We start from the raw sequence: 24,941 nt of genomic DNA, 5'->3' as shown, positions 1-24,941 counted from the left end.
GGACGACTACGCCAGCACAATCAAAACAAAACCCGTCATTAAAAACGTCACTTCATAGACGCTCTTCAACCTGCCACCTCATATGTAAATTTCTACTCACAGCCCCACAAAACCATAGAGCGCGACCTTTACTTGACCCACCCCATTAGCTTTCCCACACCCGCCATTGCAAACATTGCCAAACCCACTATCAACCCAAAAAGATAGAAACCTTTAATGCCTACCATCAGACCAGCAGGAAAACTTCTGAAATCATCTGCGTCCAGTTCGCCGTTCTTGAGGTAGCGAGAGGGAAATGCAAACACCATTCCAACACTTATAATCATAAAAAATCTTGAAACCGGATCAGCCCCCATCAATGATCTGCGCAACAAAAAAAATCTACTATTACCCAGGCCATTATCTATATCAACAATTCTGAAGTATGCAAAATACAACAACACCAGCAAAGCAATTAAGACTGCAACCATTGCCAGCCCCAAAACTAAAAAAAACATTAATTCAATATCACTTCGCACTACTTAACCCCTCATACAACACCTCACCCAAAGACTCACCTGAAGTACCCAAGTAATTTCCTCCCACCCCAGAGCCGAGACCTACAAAGACGAGACCGCAAATAACACCTCCAACACCTACCGTTCCGACACCTATAGCAGCACATACCCCCCCACCGATTGCGACGCCTGCCATTCCTCCGGCGGCTCCCCCTGCGAGAGCTCCTCCAAACTTCCCCGCCTCCGTAAACTTCACTTTCCTACAATCCTCTTCCGTCCCAGTCCTGCAAGTCTCCTTCACCCTCAACCCCGAAGCCCCAGCCCCCAATCCAACACCAATCCAACCACCAGCCTTAATGACCTTACTGGCCTTGCTCACCCCCTCTATATGCGTGGCATACCCCGGAACCCCGCCCGCTGTACCGGCCTTGCTCCAGTGGTGGACCAAGTTACGGATGGAAATGCCCAACGCATTTTTGAGTTTCGGGTGATCGGGAATACCCACACCTTTACGCACCAATGGTCCGAGGCTGTTGTCGAGTTGTGCCATCAGCTTTTTACGCGCGGCGTGGAACTCGGCGCCCGAAAGTTTTCCGTGTTGGTTGAAAGTCCGCGTATGCACGCTGAGTTTATGGCGCGGCATTGGTGCGGCCGTTTAACGTTTGAGGCGTGGGGCAAAAGCCCTCAGCACAACGCAGGCATTCTTCGCAGAAAGGTGCATCGCTTTTCAGGCTCTGGCTTTGCGCTTGGCTCAGCGGCGCGGGTGCGGGCGCCTCTTTGCCGGACTTGCCGCCCATGGTCGGCATCGGCACGCCACCCACCATGATCGGCACGCTGCTGAAAATCCCCGCAGGACCAATGTTGATCCAGTGCCCACCGGACTGAATCACTGTGTTGACGCCACCGTCGATGACAACCTGCTCAATTGCGCTGACATGGAATTGTTCGCTGACATTGTGGCTTTCATTAGTGCTGCGAACGTGCCGGGCGCCGTGGACATGAAGGCTGTCCACTGAGGCCAGCCCTTCGGCACGGCCGATCACTACATTGCGCTGGCTGCCCACCTGGACGCGCATGTCCGCGAGTACATCCTGACTCCAGTTTCGCTGGGCGCGCAGGTAGATTTCCTCGGCGCCTTTGCGATCCTCGATGCGCAGTTCGTTGTAGCCCCCGCCTCCAGGACTGCTTTGAGTGCGGAAAATGCTGCGGGTCTTGTCCGCTGGAAGGTCCAGGGGCACTTGAGTTGCTGCGTTGGGCACACACGCCATGACCATCGGTTTATCGACATCGCCATCGATGAAACCCACCAACACTTCCATGCCGACACGCGGGATCAGCACGCTGCCATAACGGTCATGCGCCCAGCCCGAGGCGACCCGCAACCAGCAACTGGAATGTTCGTTGAACTGGCCATCCCGGTCCCAGCGCAGCTGAACCTTGACCCGACCGTACTCGTCGCAATGGATTTCGCTGCCCTTTGCGCCAGTGACCACGCCCGACTGATAACCTGAAGCGTGAGGTTTTTCGCTCAACGGCGGGCGAAACAATACGTCCCACGGCGTGGCCAGAAAGGTATTGCGATAACCCTGGAAGGCGTCTCCGTCATCGCCGGGGGCTGACTCTTCCAACACCTGTGGTTGGCAGCCACGGTGCTCGATCTGCGTGATCAGCCATAGATCATTCCATGCCTGATTCGGATGCTCGGCGAGCTGCAGGAAATGTCCGCTGACCAAGGAGGAAACATCGCCTCGGCCTGTGGCCAGACGAAAGTCTGCGTTATGACGTTCCAACGCTCGCTGAACCAGATGTTTGCCGCGTTCGCGATCCGTGAATTGACCGGGAAACCGGTAGTCCTCCAGCAGCGGTAATTGTTGGCTGTCGAGATGACTGTCGAGTTGCAGGTTCGGCTTGTGGAAGTCGTAGTCCCGGCGAGCCACTGCTGTGGTGCGGGTTTCCAGGCGGACATTGAAGGTTTTGATCGCCGCGGTTTCGGCTGCCATACCGCTGCCCGGCAGATACAGCACTGGCTTGGGCAGCCGAGGAAAAACCGTCTGGTCATCGCCAAACATCAGCAGATGCCCGTCGGGGCTGTGCTGAAAGTGATAGTGAATGCCGGTTTCGGCGCACAGGCGCTGGATGAAGGCCAGGTCGCTTTCAGCGTATTGCACGCAATACTCGCGTTCGGGGTATTGGCCGCTGAGCAGGAATTTGAAATCAGCGTGCTCAAAGACTCCGTGGTCTTTCAGCACCAGGGCGATGATCTGCGGCACCGGTTTGTGCTGGAAAACTCGCTGATTGATGCGCATGCCCAGGTAGGTCAAACGCGGCACCAGGCTGATCTGATAGCGCGTCAGACGCTTACCGGAATCCCCTTGCCCCACGCGAAAAATCTGACCGTGAACACCGGAACCTTGTGCATCGAAACTCAGAAATGCCTGACGATGCAGCAGGCTTTCGAGCGCAATGTCCGCACGATCACTGACCAGTTCCAGGTTGAATCGATAGGGTTCGCTGATGGTTTCCGTACCCGTGAATTCAAGCACCTTGAACTCGGGGTTCTGATCGCCTTGGAGGGTCAGTGTGAATCGCGGTTGGTTAGCAGGGGCGAACATCCGATGTGGTCTCTGCAGAACGAAGGCGAGCGATTCTGCATGAGCGACTACGGCGTCCGAACGGGGTGCGGAAAAATCAGAATTGGCCTACTTCCCTCGAAGCATTTCCCTTCAGAAAACGGTTTATCCAACTACAGACAAGCAAAGAAAACACCGAACCCCTTGTAGGAGCGAGCTTGCTCGCGCCTACAGAGGTTCGAATATTTTGCGAAGGCCAAAAAAAACGACCCGCTTCCTGTAGGAAGCGGGCCGTTTTGCGCAAAAGATCAGAGCTTCAGCTCATCCCCATCACTTGTTCAGGCGGTAATCTTTTTCGGCAGCATCGAAACGCTGAAGCATGCCGGCAGTCGGCGCGCCCAGTTTGCTGACGATGTAGATCGCCAGGCTGGCGAAGATGAAACCAGGGATGATTTCGTACAGGCCCAGCAGTTCGAAGTGTTTCCACACGATCACGGTGATCGCGCCGACCAGGATACCGGCCAGTGCGCCGTTGCGGGTCATGTCTTTCCAGATCACGGAGATCAGCACGACCGGACCGAACGCAGCACCGAAACCAGCCCAGGCGTAGCTCACCAGACCCAGTACACGGTTTTCCGGGTTGGCCGCCAGAGCGATCGCAACCAGAGCAACCAACAGCACCATGGCGCGGCCGACCCAGACCAGTTCAACCTGGGAAGCGGTTTTACGCAGGAAGGTTTTGTAGAAGTCTTCGGTCAGGGCGCTCGAGCACACCAGCAACTGGCAGCTCAGGGTACTCATTACGGCAGCCAGAATGGCCGACAACAGAACACCGGCAATCCATGGGTTGAACAGGATTTTCGCCAGCTCGATGAACACACGCTCGTGGTTTTCGGTCACAGGACCGGCCAGCTCAGGGTGCGCCGAGAAGTAAGCGATACCGAAGAAGCCTACCGCCACGGTGCCGCCCAGGCACAGGATCATCCAGGCCATGGAAATGCGACGAGCCTTGGCGATCGACTTGACCGAATCGGCAGCCATGAAGCGCGCCAGGATGTGCGGCTGACCGAAGTAGCCCAGACCCCAGCCCATCAGCGAGATGATGCCGATGAAGGTGGTGTTTTTCAGCATATCGAAGTTGCTTGGATCTTGCGCTTCGATGGCCAGAAACGTGGTGTCGACGCCGCCGGTCGCCAGCAGCACGATGATCGGCGTGAGCAACAGGGCGAAGATCATCAGTGTGGCTTGTACGGTGTCAGTCCAGCTCACTGCCAGGAAACCGCCTACGAAGGTGTAGGCAATTGTCGCCGCAGCACCGGCCCACAGCGCGGTCTCGTAGGACATGCCGAAGGTGCTTTCAAACAGACGGGCGCCAGCCACGATGCCCGAAGCGCAGTAGATGGTGAAGAACACCAGGATCACGACGGCGGAGATGATCCGCAGCAGGCCGCTTTTGTCTTCGAAACGGCTGGAGAAGTAGTCCGGCAGGGTCAGCGCATCGCCATTGTGCTCGGTCTGCACACGCAGACGGCCAGCGACGAACAGCCAGTTCAGGTACGCACCGATGATCAGGCCGATGGCGATCCAGCTTTCAGACAGACCGGACATGTAGATGGCGCCCGGCAGGCCCATCAACAACCAGCCGCTCATGTCGGAAGCGCCGGCGGACAGTGCAGTCACGACGCTGCCCAGGCTACGGCCGCCCAGAATGTAATCGGAAAGGTTGTTGGTGGAGCGATAGGCCATGAAGCCGATCAGCACCATTGCTGCGATGTAGATCACAAACGTGATCAGGGTGGGGTTGCTTACGCTCATTGAGTTACGCCCTGGCTTTGTTTTTATGTAGCGGCGGCGGGTGAACCGATCGCAAACGGTGACGTTTGACAGACGATTCGGGATGCCGCGCATTTATGACCGATGTTTCCCCAGGAAAGCCATCGGCCGGCGCACCCGATTTCGCTCGGGTTGCACCTTGGGCGCGAATGCTATTCAACAAAGCAAATAAGGTGCAACCAGTTTCTCTTGAATAAGTTGCACCCAGTCGGAAATAAATTCCAAACCCTTGTTTTTGCTCCTTTTCGGAGCAAGAACCGCCGCTGACTAACCTAAAAAGCACCAAGCAGAGGCGGCACTGACGTACCAGAATTTATTTCCTGACGAGCTGCTTATTATTCCGACAAAAAAAGGGTTGCACCCGGTTGCACCTCACCAGTTGCACGGCTAATCTTGCCGCCAGCTGATGCCACGCAGTCGTGGCAAACATGAGGATAAAAACATGGCTACCACCACCCTTGGGGTCAAACTTGACGACCCGACCCGCGAACGCCTCAAGGCCGCCGCGACCTCGATTGATCGCACGCCTCACTGGCTGATCAAGCAGGCAATCTTTAATTACCTGGAAAAACTCGAGGGTGGTGCAACCCTGTCCGAGCTGAACGGTTTGACCAAGGATTCCGACGACTCCGTCGACGCGCCTCTGGATCATGCCCACCAGTGCTTCCTCGAATTCGCCGAAAGCATCCTGCCGCAATCGGTCCTGCGCGCATCGATCACCGCCGCCTACCGTCGCCCTGAGCCGGAAGTGGTACCGATGCTGATCGAGCAGGCGCGTCTGCCAGCTCCGATGGCCGAAGCCACCAACAAACTCGCCGCGTCCATCGCAGAAAAACTGCGCAACCAGAAGAGCGCCGGCGGCCGTGCCGGCATTGTTCAGGGCCTGCTGCAGGAATTCTCCCTGTCGTCCCAGGAAGGCGTGGCGCTGATGTGCCTGGCCGAAGCGCTGCTGCGCATCCCGGACAAAGGCACTCGCGATGCACTGATCCGCGACAAGATCAGCACCGGCAACTGGCATCCGCACCTGGGCAACAGCCCGTCGCTGTTCGTCAACGCCGCGACCTGGGGCCTGCTGCTGACCGGCAAGCTGGTGTCCACGCACAACGAAGCGGGCTTGACCTCGTCCCTGAGCCGCATCATCGGCAAGAGCGGCGAGCCGATGATCCGCAAGGGCGTCGACATGGCCATGCGCCTGATGGGCGAGCAGTTCGTGACCGGCGAAACCATCGCCGAGGCCCTGGCTAACGCCAGCAAGTTCGAAGCCAAGGGTTTCCGCTATTCCTACGACATGCTGGGTGAAGCCGCACTCACCGAGCACGACGCCCAGAAGTACCTGGCCTCGTACGAACAAGCCATCCACTCGATCGGCAAAGCGTCCCATGGCCGTGGGATTTATGAAGGCCCGGGCATCTCCATCAAACTGTCCGCCCTGCACCCGCGTTACAGCCGCGCCCAGTACGAGCGCGTGATGGATGAGCTGTACCCGCGCCTGTTGTCGCTGACCCTGTTGGCCAAGCAATACGACATCGGCCTGAACATCGACGCCGAAGAAGCCGACCGCCTCGAGCTGTCGCTGGATCTGCTTGAGCGCCTGTGCTTCGAGCCGCAACTGACTGGCTGGAACGGCATCGGTTTCGTGATCCAGGCTTACCAGAAGCGTTGCCCGTACGTGATCGACTACGTGATCGACCTGGCTCGTCGCAGCCGTCATCGCCTGATGATCCGCCTGGTAAAAGGCGCGTACTGGGACAGCGAGATCAAGCGCGCCCAGGTCGAAGGCCTGGAAGGCTACCCGGTCTACACCCGCAAGGTGTACACCGACGTTTCCTACATCGCTTGCGCACGCAAACTGCTGTCGGTACCGGAAGTCATCTACCCGCAGTTCGCCACGCACAACGCCCACACGCTGTCGGCCATTTATCACATCGCCGGTCAGAACTATTACCCGGGGCAGTACGAGTTCCAGTGCCTGCACGGCATGGGTGAACCGCTGTACGAACAAGTTGTAGGCAAAGTTTCCGAAGGCAAGCTGAACCGTCCGTGCCGCGTGTACGCTCCGGTCGGCACCCACGAAACCCTGCTGGCTTACCTGGTACGTCGTCTGCTGGAAAACGGCGCGAACACCTCGTTCGTCAACCGTATCGCCGACCAGTCGATTTCCATCCAGGAACTGGTGGCCGATCCGGTAGCCAGCATCGAGCAGATGGCGACCGTGGAAGGTGGCTTCGGTCTGCCGCACCCACGCATTCCGCTGCCGCGTGACCTGTACGGTTCGGAACGCGCCAACTCCAGCGGCATCGACATGGCCAACGAACATCGTTTGGCTTCGCTGTCCTGCGCCCTGCTCGCCACCGCGCATAACCACTGGAAAGCCGCGCCGATGCTCGGTTGCGCCTCCAGCAGCGAAGCGCCGGCACCGGTTCTGAACCCGTCGGATATGCGTGACGTGGTCGGCCACGTGCAGGAAGCGACCGTCGAAGACGTCGACAATGCGATCCAGTGCGCCCTGAACGCTGCACCGATCTGGCAGGCCACCCCGCCCGCCGAGCGCGCCGCGATCCTGGAACGTGCCGCTGACTTGATGGAAGCCGAGATCCAGCCGCTGATGGGCCTGCTGGCTCGTGAAGCTGGCAAGACCTTCGCCAATGCCATCGCCGAAGTGCGTGAAGCCGTGGACTTCCTGCGTTATTACGCGGTTCAGGCACGCAACGATTTCACCAACGACGCTCACCGTCCGCTGGGTCCAGTCGTGTGCATCAGCCCATGGAACTTCCCGCTGGCGATCTTCAGTGGCCAAGTCGCCGCTGCATTGGCTGCCGGTAACCCGGTTTTGGCCAAGCCTGCTGAACAGACCCCGCTGGTCGCCGCTCAGGCCGTGCGCCTGCTGCTCGAAGCCGGCATCCCGGAAGGCGTGCTGCAACTGCTGCCGGGCCGTGGCGAAACCGTCGGTGCCGGTCTGGTCGGCGATGATCGCGTCAAAGGCGTGATGTTCACCGGTTCCACCGAAGTCGCTCGCTTGCTGCAACGCAACATTGCCGGTCGTTTGGACAGCCAGGGTCGTCCGATCCCGCTGATCGCCGAAACCGGTGGCCAGAACGCAATGATCGTCGACTCCTCGGCACTGACCGAGCAAGTGGTGATCGACGTGGTTTCGTCGGCCTTCGACAGCGCCGGCCAGCGTTGCTCGGCCCTGCGCGTGCTGTGCTTGCAGGAAGATTCCGCTGACCGTGTCATCGAAATGCTTAAAGGTGCCATGGCTGAAAGCCGCCTCGGCAACCCTGAGCGTCTGTCCGTGGACATTGGCCCGGTGATCGACGCCGAAGCCAAGGCCGGCATCGAGAAGCACATCCAGGCCATGCGCGACAAAGGTCGCAGCGTGTACCAGGTGGCCATCGCCGACGCCGAAGAGGTCAAACGCGGCACCTTCGTCATGCCGACGTTGATCGAACTGGAAAGCTTCGATGAACTGCAGCGCGAAATCTTCGGCCCGGTGCTGCACGTGGTTCGCTACAAGCGTAAAGACATCGACCAGCTGATCGCTCAGATCAACGCTTCCGGCTACGGCCTGACGCTGGGCGTGCACACCCGCATCGACGAAACCATCGCCAAGGTGATCGACAACGTCAACGCCGGTAACGTCTACGTCAACCGCAACATCGTGGGTGCCGTGGTCGGCGTTCAACCGTTCGGCGGCGAAGGCCTGTCGGGTACTGGCCCGAAAGCCGGTGGCCCGCTGTACCTGTACCGCCTGCTGTCGACGCGTCCTACCGATGCGATCGAACAATCCTTCGCTCGCGGTGATGCCGAGGTTGCACCGGATGTACGTCTGCGCGATGCGATGAGCAAGCCGCTGATTGCCCTGAAAGCCTGGGCCGACAGCAACAAGTTCGCCGACCTGAGCACCCTGTGCGTACAGTTCGCCGCGCAATCGCAAAGCGGTATCACCCGCGTACTGGCCGGCCCGACCGGCGAGCGCAACAGCTATGCAATCCTGCCGCGTGAACACGTGCTGTGCCTGGCGGAAGTCGAAGGCGACCTGCTGACTCAACTGGCAGCCGTATTGGCTGTTGGCGGTTCGGCAGTCTGGCCGGAAGCTGACATGACCAAAGCCTTGTTCGCACGCTTGCCGAAGGACATTCAGGCGCGCATCAAGCTGGTTTCCGACTGGAACAAGGACGAAGTGGTGTTTGATGCGGTTCTGCATCACGGCCATTCCGACCAGTTGCGTGCGGTCTGCCAGCAGGTCGCCAAACGTGCCGGCGCTATCGTTGGGGTTCAGGGCCTGTCGCAAGGCGAATCCAACATTGCGCTGGAGCGCCTGGTGATTGAGCGTGCGTTGAGCGTCAATACCGCTGCGGCGGGTGGTAATGCCAGCTTGATGACCATCGGCTAAATAGCGATGCAGTCACTGTAAAAATGGGCGCCCTCATCGGCGCCCATTTTTTTGCCTTGTAGGAGCCGGCTTGCTGGCGATCAATACACTACGGTACGTCTGATGCACCGCCATCGCCAGCAAGCCGACTCCTACAGGTCGGTGTTTTGCCCCTTTATCACCGACATCAATCATCCTGTTCAGCCTCTATCCCCCATCTTAGACTCGGCCCATTCCAATAAAAGGTAGGCCGCCATGTCCGAGACGTTGCTCAGTTCCCGCAATCTGGCTTTCGAGCTGTATGAAGTCCTTGATGCCGAGGGCCTGACCCAGCGTGAGCGTTTCGCCGAGCACAATCGCGAAACCTTCGATGCCGCCATTGGCACCGCCCGCAGCATCGCCGAGAAGTTCTTTGCCCCGCACAACCGCAAGGGCGACGAGAACGAGCCGCGCTATGAGAACGGTCAGGCGATTCTGATTCCCGAAGTGAAACCGGCAGTGGATGCCTTCCTCGAAGCGGGTTTCCTCAACGCTGCGCGCAGTTTCGACGCTGGCGGCATGCAACTTCCTACTTTGTTGTCCCAAGCCTGCTTTTCGCACTTCCAGTCCGCCAACGCCGCTTCGACGTCTTATCCGTTCCTGACCATGGGCGCGGCCAACCTGATCGAAAGCTTCGGCACTGACGAACAGAAGCAGCGCTTCCTGCAACCCATGATCGATGGCCGCTTTTTCGGCACCATGGCCTTGACCGAACCGCACGCCGGCTCGTCGCTGTCGGATATTCGTACCCGCGCCGAGCCTGCGTCTGACGGCACCTATCGCCTCAAGGGCAACAAGATCTTCATTTCCGGCGGCGATCACCCGCTGTCGGAAAACATTGTGCACATGGTCCTGGCCAAACTGCCGGACGCACCGGCCGGGGTGAAGGGTAATTCACTGTTCATCGTGCCGAAATTCCTGGTCAACGATGACGGCAGCCTCGGCAAGCGTAATGACGTGTTGCTGGCTGGTCTGTTCCACAAGATGGGCTGGCGCGGCACCACGTCCACCGCGCTGAACTTCGGCGATAACGGTGAGTGTGTCGGCTATCTGGTGGGCAAACCGCACCAGGGCTTGAGCTACATGTTCCAGATGATGAACGAGGCGCGGATCGGCGTCGGCATGGGTGCGGTGATGCTCGGCTACGCCGGTTACCTGTATTCGCTGGAGTACGCCCGCGAGCGTCCACAGGGCCGTGTGCCGGACAGTAAGGACCCGAACACCGCGCCGGTGGCGATCATCAACCACGCCGACGTCAAGCGCATGCTGCTGACACAAAAGGCCTATGTCGAAGGTTCGTTTGACTTGGGTCTTTATGCGGCGCGGCTGTTCGATGACACCACGACGCTTGCGACCGAAGCCGAACGCAAACAGGCCCATGAGCTGCTGGACCTGCTGACGCCAATCGTCAAATCCTGGCCATCGGAGTTTTGCCTGAAGGCCAACGAACTGGCGATCCAGATTCTTGGCGGCCACGGCTATACCCGCGAATACCCGGTGGAGCAGTACTACCGCGACAACCGCCTGAACCCGATCCACGAAGGCACCCACGGCATCCAGTCGCTGGACTTGCTGGGGCGCAAACTGGCGCAGAACGGTGGTGCAGGCCTGAAACAACTGATCCGCCTGATCGCCAACACGGGCGAGCGAGCGCAGGCGTTTGATTCATTGACGCCGCTGCGCGAACCACTGGAAAAATTGGTGGCGCGCCTGCAAACCGTGACCATCGGCCTGCTGGTTGATCTGGGCCAGGGCAAGGTTAATAGCAGCCTGGCGAACTCGGCGCTGTACCTGAAGGTGTTCGGCCACACGGTGATTGGCTGGCGCTGGCTGGAACAGGCGATCCGCGCCGAGGAAGGCTTGGCCAAGGGGAATGCGGCGGATGTGAGCTTTTACAAAGGCAAGCTGCAGGCGGCGCGGTACTTCCTGACGTGGGAAGTGCCGGGTTGCCATCATGAGCTGGCATTGCTCGAATCTCGGGATGATGTGTGCCTGACGATGCAGGATGAGTGGTTCTGATCCGCGCCTTGTGCCGCCTTTGAGATCCAATCGCCGGCAAGCCGGCTCCTACAGGGATCCGGTCGTTCACGAATAATGTGTTCGACACAAAACCTGTAGGAGCGAGCTTGCTCGCGATGGCGTCAGAACAAACAACACATCACTTCAGCTTGAACCCACCCATCTGACGCGCCAGATCATCGGCCAAGCGCTGCAACGTCTGGCAGTCCTCGCGGCAAGCCCGCACCTCCCCTGCCGTCGCCCGGGCCAGATCGGAAATCCCCTGCACGTTGCGGTTGATCTCTTCGGTCACGGCCGATTGCTCTTCCGTCGCCGTCGCCACCTGATGGTTCATGTCGCTGATGCGCTCCACCTGCTCGGTAATCTCGGTCAACGACGCCCCGGTACGCTGGCTCGACTCAACACCCGTGCCCGTCGCCGCTTGCCCCGAATGCATCGATGACACCGCATTCTCTGCGCCCTGCTTGAGGCTGCCGATCATTTGCTGAATCTCGTCGGTGGACGACTGGGTGCGTCGTGCCAGGGTCCGCACCTCATCGGCAACGACCGCAAACCCGCGGCCCATGTCACCGGCCCGCGCGGCTTCGATGGCAGCATTGAGCGCCAGCAGGTTGGTTTGCTCGGAGATGCCGCGAATCACAGCCAGCACCTGATCGATTGACGCCACCTGATGGGCCAGTGCACCAACGGCATGGGCGGCGACGCCGATTTCATCGGACATGCTTTCGATGTGGCGGATCGAGCCACCGACCACTTCCCGCGCTTGCATCGCCTCATCCCGCGCCGTTTGCGACGCGACCGCCGCATTGCCGGCGTTCTGCGCGATTTCCTGAACCGTCAGGCCCATTTCGTGAACCGCCGTGGCGACCATGTCAGTCATTTCCTGCTGGCGTCCGGAGCGCTCAGCAGTGTTATCCACAACCTTGGCCACTTGGCTCACCGCCGTGCGCAGGCGTTCGCTGGTGGTCAGCACTTCGCCGATCATGTCGCGCTGACTGTCGAGGAAGCGATTGAACCCGCGCGCCAGATCACCCAGCTCATCGGCGCGGCTGGAATCTAACCGGTGGGTCAAATCTCCACCACCGCTACCGATGGCGACCAGTGCCGCTGTTACCTGACGAATCGGTTTTACCAATCCACGGGCCAGCAACACCACCAGCAACAGGCACACAATCGCCACCGCCAGGCCAATGCCGCTGCTCATCCACATGGCGCGACGGGCTTCAGCATAGATCTGCGACTGCGGCACTTCGGCCACCAAGGTCCAGCCGAGATCGCGCAATGGCAGGCTTAACGCGAGGAAATCTTCACCGTCACGCTGGAAGCTATTACTGGTGGCGGATTTTTGACCCATGACTTGACGGGCCGCTGCATCGCCAACTTGCTCTGTCAGGGTACGTTTGCCGCTGAATTGCGCTTCGGGATGAACCTGGATCAAACCGTCGGAACGCACGAGATAGACCTTGCCGCGCTCACCGAAGCTGAAGTTGTGAATCAACTCCGACAGCTCTTTCATGCTCAAGCCGAGACCGGCAACGCCCACCGTTTTGCCGCCCTGCTCGACTTTGAAGTCGATGAAAAGCGCCAATTCTCCGGTGGCGGTGTCATTGTCGATATTGAGGGTGCGCGACTGGTTGCTGTCCACGAATTCATAGAACCAGGCGTCTTTCGGGTTGGATCGACTGAGGGTGCGATCCAGGCCTTTTTCGGTGAAGTAATGGTTGGAGGCGGTACCGACAATGATCGCGGTAAAGGCTTTGTGCTCGGCGCGCACACCTTCGAGATAAGTGGTGAAGGTGCCGACCTGGGCGCTGTCTTCACCCGCGACCAGCCAGTCGCGCACCATGCTGTTGCTGGCGATGTCCTTGGCGGCGGTGAGGGGTTGGACGAGGATGCGTTCGATGTCGTTGCGCATCGCTTCGATGCTCGACGGCAACGCTTGCTCGACCAGATAGCTCTGGGCGAGGCGGTTGACCACGAGGGTATAAATGCCAACCACGATCAAAATACTGACCAGCAGGGCGCTGCCCATGCTCAGGATCAACTGCCATTGGATACTGCGTCGCCAGAACTGCATGGAGCACCCCCAAAGAATAAGAGGCTGAATCACTGCAACAGCCGTGCCGATTGTATACATCCAAGTCGACAATTTATTCTTTGGTTGTGCGCAAAGCCGATCAGGCTTGATTGATCGTCTTGGAGATCACTTCAACCGTGGCGCTGACTTGCTCTTGGTAACGGTCGAGTTCGAGTTGGTGCTGCTTGCGCATTTCGATCTGCTGGGAGCACAGATTCATCGCGGCCAGCACGAGCAGTCGGTCACCGATCAGTGTCGGGTACTTTCTTTTGGTGTCGTCCAGGGCAGCTTTCAACATCATCGCAGCGTCCAGCAGGGTCTGTTCTTCCCCGGCGGGTGCCTTGATCGAATAGTCCTCCCCCAGTATCGAGACGACTTTTACCCCTGCGGCGTTGTAATTCATGCGCTGACAGGGCCTGCACTGACGCGTTCAACCAGGGCCTGGATGCGAGCGGCGGTGGCGCCTTGCTTCTCTTCCTGCTCCATCAGGTTCAGTTGCAGGCTTTCGTTTTCGTCCTTGGCCTGGGCCAGTTCGGCGCTCAGGGTCTGGTTCTGCTGCACGAGGTCGCTGACCAGTTGTTCCAGTTGACTCAGGGATGCTTCCAACATTTTGATTTTCCGGGCATTTTCAAAGGGCGCGTACGATAAAGAAAAGTCACCGTGGATGCCAGGGTTATACCGGCGCAAAGCCTTGATTTTCCTGACGGGCAACCGTCCTCGCGAGTTTTAAAGACTGTGAATGACCGATCTGGTTCCTGCACTTCGTCACTAAAAGGTGCAACCGCCTCAAACACACGGGGCTCAAGAGTTCAGCCCCGCGACCGATAAGGCATTTATACGTCAGTCTCGGCACCGCCCAGGCGCGCTCTTTTCGGTAAACCGCCATGTCCCTTCGTAATATGAATATTGCCCCGCGGGCGTTCCTCAGCTTTGCCCTGATCGGCGGATTGATGATGATCCTGGGCGTGTTTGCCTTGAATCAGATGAGCAAGATCCGCGGCGCCGCCGAGAACATCACGTCCAACAGCGTCCCGAGCATCAAGAGTCTCGACGAGTTCACCCAACTCACTTTGCGCCTGCGCGTTCTGTCCTACCGCTTGCTGGTGAACCGCGAGCCCGACGTACAGCAGAAAACCATGGAACTGCTGGACCTGCGCAATCAGCAGATTCGCGCTGCCCAGGCCACTTACGAAAAACTGATCACCAGCCCGCAGGAGCGTTCGACCTACGATCAATACGTGCAATTGCTGGGGCAGTACCGCCAGATCGAAGACCGGATGAAAACCCTGTCGCGCAACGATCAGGTCGATGAACTGCGCAACCTGCTCAACACCGATCTGCTCAGCAACTCCGAAGCGATCAATACCGTGCTGAGCCGATTGCTGGAGATCAACACCCAACAAACCCTCGACACCAACCAGCGGGCCGCCGAGCAGTACGATTCGGCGTTTAATCTGGTCATCGTCCTGCTGGTGATCGCCACTGCGCTGACCCTGCTGTTCGCCTGGCTGCTGACCAACAGCATCACCCAGCCGATTGCCAACGCCCTGAACGCCGCCGAACAGATTGCCGAAGGCAACCTGACACACCCGATCACCGTTGACGGCAACGACGAGGCCGGGCGCTTGCTGTTGGCGATGTCGAAGATGCAGGACAAGCTGCGCGACACCTTGCAGCGAATCTCCGGTTCGGCCACTCAACTGGCTTCGGCAGCCGAAGAACTCAACAGCGTCACGGACGAAAGCGCCCGTGGCCTGACCCAGCAGAACAATGAAATCGAACAGGCCGCTACCGCCGTCAACGAAATGACCAGCGCCGTGGAAGAGGTCGCGCGCAACGCGGTCAGCACTTCCGAAGCGTCGAAGAACGCCACCACGTCCGCCGGTGACGGTCGCGATCTGGTGCAGGAAACCGTCAGCGCCATCGAACGCATGAGCGCGGATGTTCAGAGCACCGCAACGCTGATCGGCGATCTGGCCAACGAATCCCGTGATATCGGCAAGGTGCTGGACGTGATTCGCGGCCTCGCCGACCAGACCAATCTACTGGCCCTCAATGCGGCCATCGAAGCGGCTCGTGCTGGTGAGGCCGGTCGTGGCTTTGCGGTGGTGGCCGATGAAGTGCGGGCCCTGGCGCATCGCACCCAGCAATCGACCAGCGAAATCGAACGCATGATCGGCAGCATCCAGAGCGGCACCGGGCAGGCGGTGGATTCAATGCGCAACAGCACCGAACGCGCCGAGTCGACCCTGAACATTGCCCGCGGCGCCGGAATGTCGCTGGACACCATCAACAGCGCCATCGTCGAAATCAACGAACGCAACCTGGTGATCGCCAGCGCCGCGGAAGAGCAGGCGCAAGTGGCCCGAGAAGTGGACCGCAACCTGGTGAACATTCGTGATCTGTCGGTGCAATCGGCCACGGGTGCCAACCAGACCAGTGCGGCCAGCAATGAACTGTCGCGCCTGGCGGTAGACCTGAACACCATGGTTGGGCGATTTAGTCTCTAACAAGCACCGCCCCCCTGTGGCGAGGGGGCTTGCGTGCGGAATCGCCTGCAAAAAGCTTTTTGACAGCACCGCAATTCAACAGGTTAGAATCGCTGGCACGCAGACTGCATGGTCACTTTGCGCCCGCCTTTCAGCTTTTCTGGAGTACTGCCTTTGAATGCGACGACCATCAACAGCCTGTTCTTGATCGGCGCGTTGCTGGTGGGTGCGAGCATTCTGGTGAGTTCCCTCTCGTCACGCCTCGGCATCCCGATTCTGGTAATCATCCTGGCCGTCGGCATGGTGGCCGGTGTCGATGGCGCCGGCATTGTTTTCGATAACTACCCCACGGCTTATCTGGTCGGCAACCTCGCGCTGGCGGTGATCCTGCTCGACGGCGGCTTACGCACCCGGGTATCGAGTTTCCGCGTAGCGTTATGGCCGGCGCTGTCGCTGGCGACGGTCGGGGTGTTGATTACCACCGGGTTGACCGGCATGGCGGCCGCGTGGCTGTTCGACTTGAACCTGATTCAAGGCCTGCTGATCGGCGCCATCGTCGGTTCCACCGACGCCGCGGCGGTGTTCTCGCTGTTGGGTGGCAAGGGCCTGAACGAACGGGTCACCGCCACCCTCGAAATCGAATCCGGCAGCAACGACCCGATGGCGGTGTTTCTCACCGTCACCTTGATCGACATGCTCGCCAGCGGCCAGACCGGCCTGCACTGGAGCCTGCTGACCCACTTGCTGCGCGAATTCGGCATCGGCGGCGTCATCGGTCTAGGTGGCGGCTGGCTGATGTTGCAACTGGTCAACCGCATCAATCTGGCCACCGGTTTGTATCCGATTCTGGTCATTGCCGGGGGGCTGGTTGTCTTTGCCCTGACCAACGCCTTGCATGGCAGTGGCTTCCTCGCGGTGTACATCTGCGGCCTGGTGATCGGCAACCGTCCGGTGCGCAGCCGTCACGGCATCCTGCACATGCTCGACGGCATGGCATGGCTGGCGCAGATCGGCATGTTCCTGGTGCTCGGCCTGCTGGTCACACCCCACGACCTGCTGCCGATTGCGCTGCCCGCACTGGCACTGGCGCTGTGGATGATTCTGTTTGCCCGGCCGCTGTCGGTGATCGTCGGCCTGCTGCCGTTCAAGGCCTTCCATGGTCGGGAAAAGGCGTTCATTTCCTGGGTCGGTCTGCGCGGCGCGGTGCCGATCATTCTGGCGGTGTTCCCGCTGATGGCCGGCCTGCCCAACGCCCAACTGTATTTCAACCTCGCGTTCTTTATCGTGCTGGTGTCGCTGCTGGTGCAGGGCACGAGTTTGCCGTGGGTCGCCAAACTGCTGAAGGTGACGGTGCCGCCGGAGCCTGCACCGATCTCCCGCTCCGCCCTGGAAGTCCACGTCACCAGCGAATGGGAACTGTTCGTTTATCGACTCGGTGCGGAAAAATGGTGCATCGGTTCGCCCCTGCGTGAACTGAAAATGCCCGAAGGCACCCGCATTGCCGCCCTGTTTCGTGGCCAGCAATTGCTCCATCCGTCGGGTAGTACGGTGCTGGAAGTCGATGATTTACTGTGTGTTATCGGCCATGAACACAACCTGCCAGCCCTCGGAAAACTCTTCAGCCAGGCGCCGCAACGGGGCCTCGATTTGCGTTTCTTCGGCGACTTCGTACTCGAAGGAGACGCCCAGCTGGCCGCGGTTGCCGCCCTGTATGGCCTGAAAGTCGAAGGCATCGACCCGGACATGTCCCTGGGCCACTTCATCGCCCAGAAAGTCGGTGGCGCGCCGGTGGTCGGCGACCAGGTGGAATGGAACAACACCATCTGGACCGTTGCCGTCATGGAGGGGAACAAGATCGGCAAAGTGGGCGTCAGATTCCCCGAAGGAAGTCGCCCGGGTCCGGGACTCTTCCTCTAAACTCCACTTCTCGTCAGCTTTTTGATCGGTCTCTATGTCAAGCCTGCGCACTATTTTCATCATGGCCCTGTTGGGCCTGAGCCTCTCCGTCGGCCCCTTGCAAGCCGCCGAACCGCCCACCCGCGAAGCCGTGCAGACGAGTCTGGACAAGATCGCCGACCGTAAACTGCCGGAGGCGGATCAAAAGGCTCTGCAGTCTGTCCTGCAAGGCACGCTGACCCAGCTCAACAACCAGCGCGATTACGAGCAGAAGCTGGTTGATCTCAAGCAACAGCTGAGCAGCGCGCCCAAGCAGACCATCGAGAACCAGCGTGAACTGACCCGCCTCAAGGCCACCAGTGTGGTGCCGGTGGCGCAACGGTTCGCCAAAGAGAACATTCAGCAGCTGGAGCAATTGCTCACCGAGCGTTCGACCCAGCAAAGCGATCTGCAAAAAGCCCTGGCCGACGCCAACAGCCTGATCATCACTGCCCAGACCCGTCCGGAGCGTGCGCAGGCGGAAATTTCCGCGAGCCAGACACGCATCCAGCAGATCAACAACATCCTCAAGACCGGCAAAGACGCCGGCAAGACCTTGAGTGCCGAGCATCGCGATCAACTCAACGCCGAACTCGCGGCGCTCAATGCCCTGATCCCGCTGCGTCGCCAGGAACTGGCCGGCAATACTCAGCTGCAAGACCTGGGCAACAGCCAGCATGACTTGTTGTCGGAAAGGTCCGACCGTCTGGATCGTGAGATTCAAGAACTGCAAAACCTGATCAATCAGAAACGTCTGGCGCAGTCTCAGGAAACGGTTACGCAACAGTCGATCGAAGCACAGAAGTCCGGCGGCAGTAGCCTGCTGGCGACCGAAAGCACGGCCAACCTGAAGCTCTCGGACTACCTGCTCAAAAGCACTGACCGCCTCAACGAAGTCACCCAGAAAAACCTGCAGACCAAGCAGCAACTCGACAGCGTGACCCAAAGCGACTCGGCTTTGGATGAGCAGATCAACGTGCTCAAAGGCAGCCTGCTGCTCTCCAAGATTCTTTACAAGCAGAAGCAAGCCCTGCCGCGCCTCAAGGTTGACCGCGACCTGGCCGACCAGATCGCCGACATTCGCCTCTATCAGTTCGAAGTCAGCCAGCAACGTGAATTGCTCAGCAACCCGGCCACCTACGTCGATAACCTGCTGTCGACCCAGCCTCCCGAGCAAGTGACCCCGCAGCTGCGCAAGAGCCTGCTGGAACTGGCCACCACCCGTGCCGACCTGCTGGAGCGTCTGAACCGGGAGCTGAGTGCGGTCCTCAACGAATCCATCACCCTGCAACTGAACCAGAAGCAATTGCTCAGCACCGCGCAAAGCCTGCGGGCCACGCTCGATGAACAGATGTTCTGGATTCCCAGCAACAAGCCGCTGGACCTGGAGTGGATCTACAGCGTGCCGGATCGCCTGGAGCGTCAGATCGATACGCTGCCCCTGGCCTCAAGCCTGAGCGAACTGACCGATGGCCTGACCCAGCGACCGCTGCTGTTCCTGCCGTTGGCACTGCTGATTGGTGCCCTGCTGTGGCGCCGCAAACAACTGTATTCACGACTGAACAAAGTTCACCAGGACATCGGCCACTTCAAGCGCGACAGCCAGTGGCACACGCCGCAGGCCATTCTGATCAACATCTTGCTGGCGATGCCGGTGTCCCTGGCCTTCGCGCTGTGCGGCCTGGCCCTGCAAATCGACGCCCGCGGGCAAAACGCCAACATGGGCGCAGCGCTGCTGCAAATGGCCCAGGCGTGGCTGGTGTTCTACACCGCCTACCGGATTCTGGCGCCGGGTGGCGTGGCCGAGCTGCATTTCCGCTGGGAAAAGCCTCAGGTCGAGTTCCTGCGCGGCTGGGTCCGCCGTCTCGGCATGGTCGTGATGGCTCTGGTGGCGGTGGTGGCGGTTGCCGAACTGCAACCGGCGGGACTGGCCGACGACGTGATCGGCATGCCCGTGGTGCTCACGTGCTACGCCTTGATGACCCTGCTGCTCAGCCGCTTGCTGATCAGCAGCCCGACCCACGAAAACGCCTCGTTGTTCCGCAAGATCGTGGGCTTCCTGTTCACCATCCTGCCCGTCGCGCTGTTTGTCGCCGTGTGCTTCGGCTACTACTACACCGCACTGAAACTCAGCGACCGTCTGATCAACACCCTGTATCTGCTGATGTTCTGGCTGGTGATCGAAGCCACTTTCGTCCGCGGCCTCAGCGTCGCGGCACGCCGTCTGGCCTACCAGCGCGCCCTGGCCAAACGTCAGGCTGCCAAAGAGGCCGGCGATGGCGAAGCGGTGATCGAAGAACCGACCATGGACATCGAAAAGGTCAATGAACAGTCCCTGCGCCTGATCCGTCTGGCGTTGCTCGGCGGGTTCATGGCGTTGCTGTACTGGGTCTGGGCCGACCTGATCACGGTGTTCTCGTACCTGGACAACATCACCCTCTACGAATACACCAGCGGCACCGGCGCCAACATGAGCATGGTGCCGATCAGCATCGGCGACATGCTCGGCGCGCTGATCATCATCGGCATCACCTTCGCCCTCGCCCGCAACTTGCCGGGCCTGCTGGAAGTGTTCGTGCTGTCCAAGCTCAACCTCGCCCAGGGCAGTGCCTACGCCACGACCACGCTGCTGTCCTATGTGATCGCCGGCGTCGGTTTCGTCTCGACGCTGTCGACCCTCGGCGTGAGCTGGGACAAGCTGCAATGGCTGGTGGCGGCCCTGTCGGTCGGCCTCGGCTTCGGCATGCAGGAGATCTTCGCCAACTTCATCTCCGGCATCATGATTCTGTTCGAGCGTCCGGTACGGATCGGCGACACTATCACCATCGGCAACCTGTCGGGCACGGTGAGCAAAATCCGCATTCGCGCCACGACCATCACCGACTTCGACCGCAAGGACATCATTGTCCCGAACAAGACGTTCATTACCGGGCAACTGATCAACTGGTCGCTGACCGACACCATTACCCGAGTGACGCTCAAGCTCGGCGTCGACTACGGTTCGGATCTCGATCTGGTGAAAGAACTGCTGCTGAAGGCTGCCCGCGATAACCCGCGTGTGCTGAAAGACCCCGAACCCCACGTGTACTTCCTGAACTTCGGCGAAAGCACCCTCGACCACGAGTTGCGCATGCACGTGCGCGACCTCGGCGACCGCAACCCGGTGCTCGACGAGGTCAACCGCTTCATCAACCGCGAGTTCAAGAAGCAGCACATCAACATCTCGTTCCGGCAGATGGAGGTCTACCTCAAGAACCTGCATGGCCAGGAATACAAGATGGTGCCGATCGAGCCGGAAGCGAAAACCATCGTGCCGATCACCGATGGCAAGTCGTCGCAGCAACCGCCGGCCGCCAAACTCGACTAACCGGTCTTTCCCCAGCAGAATGCTCGGACATTCTGCTGGAGCCGGCCCTTGAAAGCCCTCGACGAACTGACCTTCGATAATCGCTTCGACCGCCTGGGCGATACCTTTTCTGCCCACGTGCTGCCCGAGCCCATCGATAATCCACGCCTTGTGGTCGCGAGCCCTGCCGCCATGGCGTTGCTGGACCTCGACCCGGCCGTGGCCGAAACCCCGGAATTCGCCGAACTGTTCAGCGGCCACAAGCTCTGGGTCGACGCGGTGCCTCGGGCGATGGTCTATTCCGGGCATCAGTTCGGTTCGTACAACCCGCAACTGGGCGACGGTCGCGGCCTGTTGTTGGGCGAGGTGTACAACGAGGCGGGCGAACACTGGGACCTGCACCTCAAGGGCGCGGGCCAGACGCCGTTTTCACGCATGGGTGATGGTCGCGCCGTGCTGCGCTCCTCGATCCGCGAATTTCTTGCCTCCGAAGCCCTGCACGCGCTGAACATCCCGACCACCCGGGCGCTGTGCGTCATCGGTTCCGATACGCCGGTATGGCGCGAAAAGCAGGAGCGCGCCGCCATGGTCCTGCGCCTCGCGCCGAGCCATGTGCGTTTCGGCCACTTCGAGTATTTCTATTACACCAAGCGCCCCGAAAAGCAGAAAGAACTCGGCGAACATGTGCTGGCCATGCATTTCCCGGAATGCCTGGAGCAACCGGAACCGTACCTGGCGATGTTCCGCGAGATTGTCGAGCGCAATGCCGAACTCATCGCCAAGTGGCAGGCCTACGGTTTTTGTCACGGCGTGATGAACACCGACAATATGTCGATCCTCGGCATCACCTTCGACTTCGGTCCGTTCGCCTTCCTCGACGACTTCGACGCCAACTTCATCTGCAACCACTCCGATGATCAGGGCCGCTACTCCTTCAGCAACCAGGTGCCGATTGGCCAGTGGAACCTCAGCGCCCTCGCCCAGGCCCTGACGCCGTTCATCAGCGTCGAAGCCCTGCGCGAAACCCTCGGCCTGTACCTGCCGCTGTTCCAGGCCCATTACCTGGACCTGATGCGTCGCCGCCTCGGCTTGACCACCGCCGAAGACGAAGACCAGAAACTGTTGGAGCACTTGCTGCAACTGATGCAGAACAGCGGCGTGGATTACAGCCTGTTTTTCCGTCGTTTGGGTGAAAAGGCGCCCGAACAGGCCATTACCCACTTGCGTGATAACTTCGTCGACCTCAAGGGGTTCGATGCCTGGGGCGAGCTCTACGTCGCCCGTGTGGACCGTGAAGGCACGCTTGATCAAGAGCAGCGCCGCCAACGGATGGACGCGGTCAATCCGCTGTACATCCTGCGTAATTACCTGGCACAGAAAGCCATCGATGCAGCAGAGCGCGGCGACTACTCAGAGGTCCGCCGTCTGCACGCGGTGCTGAGCAAACCGTTCGAGGAGCAACCGGGGATGGAAAGTTATGCCGAGCGGCCGCCAGAGTGGGGCAAGCATCTGGAGATCAGTTGTTCTTCCTGAATCTGGTCAGATGAAGGTTTCAACCGACACACCAAATCGTTCGGCCAACCAGCGGATTTGCCGCAGGTTGAGCTGACGCTTGCCACTCAGAATTTCCGAAACAACCGATTGGGTACCAACACCGGGAAGGTCGCTCTGGGTCAGGCCATGTTCGCGCATCAAGTAGCCAAGAATATCGACCCCACCAGGCTTCGGCATAGGGTGATGCTTGTGATCCCATTCCTCAATCCAGTCACCGATGATATCTACCAGGCTCATAAGCGGATGGGACTCATCATCGCCGGTCATCTCGAGCAACTCGTCCAGCGCCTGCGCCAGCAAGTCATAGTCGTCTTCGTTTTTCGGTTTTCGAAGCAACGGCGAGACGAACTCCCAATGCTCCGCAGCTCTTTTGATCAGGACACTCATGCTCTTCCCTCCTTCCATTTTCCGCGGTCATATTCGCGGTGATCCATAAGGCCCTCATCGCCGCAAAATCCGAGGGTTTACTTCCTTTGACCAGTTGATACCAATGATCCAGTGCAGTAGCTGCTCTTGGCCATTTTGTTGCGGCTTCACGTATTCGTTTTTCGGTGATGACATGCATGCAACATCCTTATCGCATTCTGCTATGGGGAGTTAATCACAGATCAAAAATATCGCAAGATGCGATACCCACTACAAGACCAGTGGCCTGACTGAGTACGACTCAGCCTAGTTTTATCGCCGCTCCCCGCTCGATTGAAAATGTGAGCAGACGTCTCCAAATAGTGAGTAATCGGATTTTTAACAGGACCACCTACATGTCTAATCCACTTCTGATTCCCTGCCCCCACTGCAACGGCCTCAACCGCATCCCGGCCGAGCGCCTCAACGACCACCCGAAATGCGGGCGCTGCAAAGCCGAAGTCTTGCTGAACACGCCGTTTGAGTTGAAACAGGGCGACTACGCCAGCCAGATCAAGGGCGATCTGCCGCTGCTGGTGGATGTTTGGGCGGACTGGTGCGGGCCATGCAAGTCGTTTGCGCCGGTGTTCGAACAGGCGGCGGGGCAACTGGCGGGCAAGTGCCGGCTGGCCAAGCTGGACAGCGAAGCGAACCAGCAGTTGTCGGCGCAGCTGGGGATTCGCTCGATTCCGAGCCTGATCCTGTTCAAGAACGGCCGGGAAGTCGCACGCCAGAGCGGGGCCTTCCCGTTACCGCAGTTGATGAGCTGGTTGCGTAGCCAAGGGGTTTGACACCGATCTTTTGTGCCTCAGGCGTTTTCCAGCAGGTTATGCAGCTCCACAAATTGCTGGGTCAACTTGTGCCGCGGATCAAGATGGATCAGCGGTGTGTTCGCCTGGTGCGATTCACGCATGCGAACCGAGCTGCCCAGGTAAACGGGCAACACTGGCAGGCCTTCGGCGATCAGTTCGTCGAGGATCTGCTGGGGCAGGCTGGCGCGGGCCTGGAACTGATTGACGACGATGCCTTCGACTTCCAGGCCCTCATTGTGGTCTTCCTTCAATTCTTCGATTTCCGCCATCAGGCCGTACAACGCCTGTCGGGAGAAACTGTCGCAGTCGAATGGAATCAACACACGATCGGCGGCGATCAGTGCCGAAACTGCATAGAAGTTCAGCGCTGGCGGGGTATCCAGGTAAATCCGGTCGTAATCTTCACTTAGCTCTTCGAGCAACTTACGCAGCTTGTTGATCTTGTGCTTGGCTTCAAGCTTTGGCTGTAGATCCGCCAATTCAGCGGTCGCTGTAATGACGTGGAGGTTGTTGAACGGGGTTTCGTAGATGTCAACCTGATTTTTCTTGGAGAAAGGCCCGGACGACAGGGTCTGCTTGAAAAAATCGGCAATGCCCATCGGAATATCGTTACCGGTAAGCCCCGTCAGGTACTGGGTGGAGTTCGCCTGGGCATCGAGATCCACCAACAGGGTGCGAAAGCCCTCGCTGGCACTGACCGCTGCCAGATTGCAGGCAATGCTGGACTTGCCCACACCACCTTTCTGATTGAACACCACACGCCGCATGTCAAAACCTCCGTGTATCAAAGAATGACCGAGTGTAGTGGGCGACGGCATGGCTTCGCTACCTCGCTGGCATCGGGACTACACAGTCAACGGCCATCTCTTGCTGAAAAAGCGACGAGCGCCGACAGACGGGTCAGTAAAAATGCGAATAATTGGCAACTATTCAGTTTTTGCTCACTAAACGGTACATCTGTTTGAGCAAAACGTATCCAGCATTTGCTACACG

At 59.2% G+C, this 24,941-nt stretch carries 15 protein-coding genes and 2 pseudogenes; 8 read left to right on the top strand and 9 right to left on the bottom strand.

Annotated elements, in window-relative coordinates; translation table 11 throughout:
* Nucleotides 1-128 precede the first annotated feature (128 nt).
* The 3 genes from CKW15_RS17295 to putP form a co-directional block, all read right to left on the bottom strand.
* Nucleotides 129-518 (bottom strand): hypothetical protein, encoded by a 390-nt coding sequence (locus CKW15_RS17295; protein ID WP_143498463.1) that lies wholly within the window; start codon nucleotides 516-518, stop codon nucleotides 129-131.
* A gap of 608 nt (nucleotides 519-1,126) precedes the next feature.
* Entirely contained in the window at nucleotides 1,127-3,109 is a 1,983-nt protein-coding gene (locus CKW15_RS17285; protein WP_095152475.1) for a type VI secretion system tip protein VgrG, read from the bottom strand.
* Between the two features lie 288 nt (nucleotides 3,110-3,397).
* Nucleotides 3,398-4,882 carry a sodium/proline symporter PutP gene (putP, locus tag CKW15_RS17280; RefSeq protein ID WP_095152474.1) on the bottom strand — a complete coding sequence of 495 codons (1,485 nt, stop codon included), beginning with the start codon at nucleotides 4,880-4,882 and terminating at the stop codon, nucleotides 3,398-3,400.
* A gap of 460 nt (nucleotides 4,883-5,342) precedes the next feature.
* On the opposite strand from putP, the gene putA reads away from it, so the two are divergent.
* Nucleotides 5,343-9,293, top strand: coding sequence for a trifunctional transcriptional regulator/proline dehydrogenase/L-glutamate gamma-semialdehyde dehydrogenase (gene putA, locus CKW15_RS17275; RefSeq protein ID WP_095152473.1), 3,951 nt, complete (start codon nucleotides 5,343-5,345; stop codon nucleotides 9,291-9,293).
* Between the two features lie 234 nt (nucleotides 9,294-9,527).
* The gene (locus CKW15_RS17270; RefSeq protein WP_095152472.1) at nucleotides 9,528-11,330 is read left to right on the top strand and encodes an acyl-CoA dehydrogenase; all 1,803 of its coding nucleotides are present in this window, start codon (nucleotides 9,528-9,530) and stop codon (nucleotides 11,328-11,330) included.
* Between the two features lie 139 nt (nucleotides 11,331-11,469).
* On the opposite strand, the gene CKW15_RS29105 is transcribed toward CKW15_RS17270, so the two are convergent.
* The 4 genes and pseudogenes from CKW15_RS29105 to CKW15_RS17255 all read right to left on the bottom strand — a co-directional run bounded on the left by CKW15_RS29105 (nucleotide 11,470) and on the right by CKW15_RS17255 (nucleotide 14,016).
* Nucleotides 11,470-12,201 (bottom strand): methyl-accepting chemotaxis protein, encoded by a 732-nt coding sequence (locus tag CKW15_RS29105; RefSeq protein ID WP_371856304.1) that lies wholly within the window; start codon nucleotides 12,199-12,201, stop codon nucleotides 11,470-11,472.
* Nucleotides 12,202-12,333: 132 nt separating this feature from the next.
* Nucleotides 12,334-13,362, bottom strand: a pseudogene (locus CKW15_RS29100) (cache domain-containing protein); the annotation flags it as partial.
* A gap of 145 nt (nucleotides 13,363-13,507) precedes the next feature.
* The gene (locus CKW15_RS17260; protein ID WP_095056433.1) at nucleotides 13,508-13,810 is read right to left on the bottom strand and encodes a cell division protein ZapA; all 303 of its coding nucleotides are present in this window, start codon (nucleotides 13,808-13,810) and stop codon (nucleotides 13,508-13,510) included.
* Nucleotides 13,807-14,016 (bottom strand): hypothetical protein, encoded by a 210-nt coding sequence (locus tag CKW15_RS17255; protein ID WP_095056434.1) that lies wholly within the window; start codon nucleotides 14,014-14,016, stop codon nucleotides 13,807-13,809. The genes CKW15_RS17260 and CKW15_RS17255 overlap by 4 nt, the downstream gene beginning before the upstream one ends.
* A 275-nt stretch (nucleotides 14,017-14,291) precedes the next feature.
* On the opposite strand from CKW15_RS17255, the pseudogene CKW15_RS29095 reads away from it, so the two are divergent.
* From CKW15_RS29095 to selO, 5 genes and pseudogenes are all read left to right on the top strand, one after another.
* Nucleotides 14,292-15,014, top strand: a pseudogene (locus CKW15_RS29095) (MCP four helix bundle domain-containing protein); the annotation flags it as partial.
* 30 nt (nucleotides 15,015-15,044) lie between these two features.
* Complete coding sequence (locus tag CKW15_RS29090) at nucleotides 15,045-15,917, top strand: methyl-accepting chemotaxis protein (RefSeq protein WP_371856303.1); 873 nt, start codon at nucleotides 15,045-15,047, stop codon at nucleotides 15,915-15,917.
* Nucleotides 15,918-16,070: 153 nt separating this feature from the next.
* Nucleotides 16,071-17,813 (top strand): potassium/proton antiporter, encoded by a 1,743-nt coding sequence (locus CKW15_RS17245; RefSeq protein ID WP_095056436.1) that lies wholly within the window; start codon nucleotides 16,071-16,073, stop codon nucleotides 17,811-17,813.
* A gap of 34 nt (nucleotides 17,814-17,847) precedes the next feature.
* Nucleotides 17,848-21,198 carry a mechanosensitive channel MscK gene (mscK, locus tag CKW15_RS17240; RefSeq protein ID WP_095056437.1) on the top strand — a complete coding sequence of 1,117 codons (3,351 nt, stop codon included), beginning with the start codon at nucleotides 17,848-17,850 and terminating at the stop codon, nucleotides 21,196-21,198.
* 48 nt (nucleotides 21,199-21,246) lie between these two features.
* A complete protein-coding gene (selO, locus tag CKW15_RS17235; RefSeq protein ID WP_095152470.1) occupies nucleotides 21,247-22,710 on the top strand; it encodes a protein adenylyltransferase SelO in 1,464 nt (487 codons plus the stop codon).
* A gap of 6 nt (nucleotides 22,711-22,716) precedes the next feature.
* Here the strand turns inward: selO and CKW15_RS17230 are convergent, their stop codons facing one another.
* Complete coding sequence (locus tag CKW15_RS17230; RefSeq protein WP_095056439.1) at nucleotides 22,717-23,118, bottom strand: type II toxin-antitoxin system HigA family antitoxin; 402 nt, start codon at nucleotides 23,116-23,118, stop codon at nucleotides 22,717-22,719.
* A 374-nt stretch (nucleotides 23,119-23,492) separates the two neighbouring features.
* Here CKW15_RS17230 and trxC point away from each other — a divergent pair, with 374 nt between their 5' ends.
* Nucleotides 23,493-23,927 carry a thioredoxin TrxC gene (gene trxC / locus CKW15_RS17220; RefSeq protein ID WP_095152469.1) on the top strand — a complete coding sequence of 145 codons (435 nt, stop codon included), beginning with the start codon at nucleotides 23,493-23,495 and terminating at the stop codon, nucleotides 23,925-23,927.
* A 17-nt stretch (nucleotides 23,928-23,944) separates the two neighbouring features.
* On the opposite strand, the gene CKW15_RS17215 is transcribed toward trxC, so the two are convergent.
* A complete protein-coding gene (locus tag CKW15_RS17215) occupies nucleotides 23,945-24,715 on the bottom strand; it encodes a ParA family protein (RefSeq protein WP_095056442.1) in 771 nt (256 codons plus the stop codon).
* Nucleotides 24,716-24,941: the final 226 nt, after the last annotated feature.

Source organism: Pseudomonas sp. Irchel s3b5, from assembly GCF_900187435.1.
GTDB lineage: Bacteria > Pseudomonadota > Gammaproteobacteria > Pseudomonadales > Pseudomonadaceae > Aquipseudomonas.
This window is presented reverse-complemented; position numbering and strand designations above follow the sequence as displayed.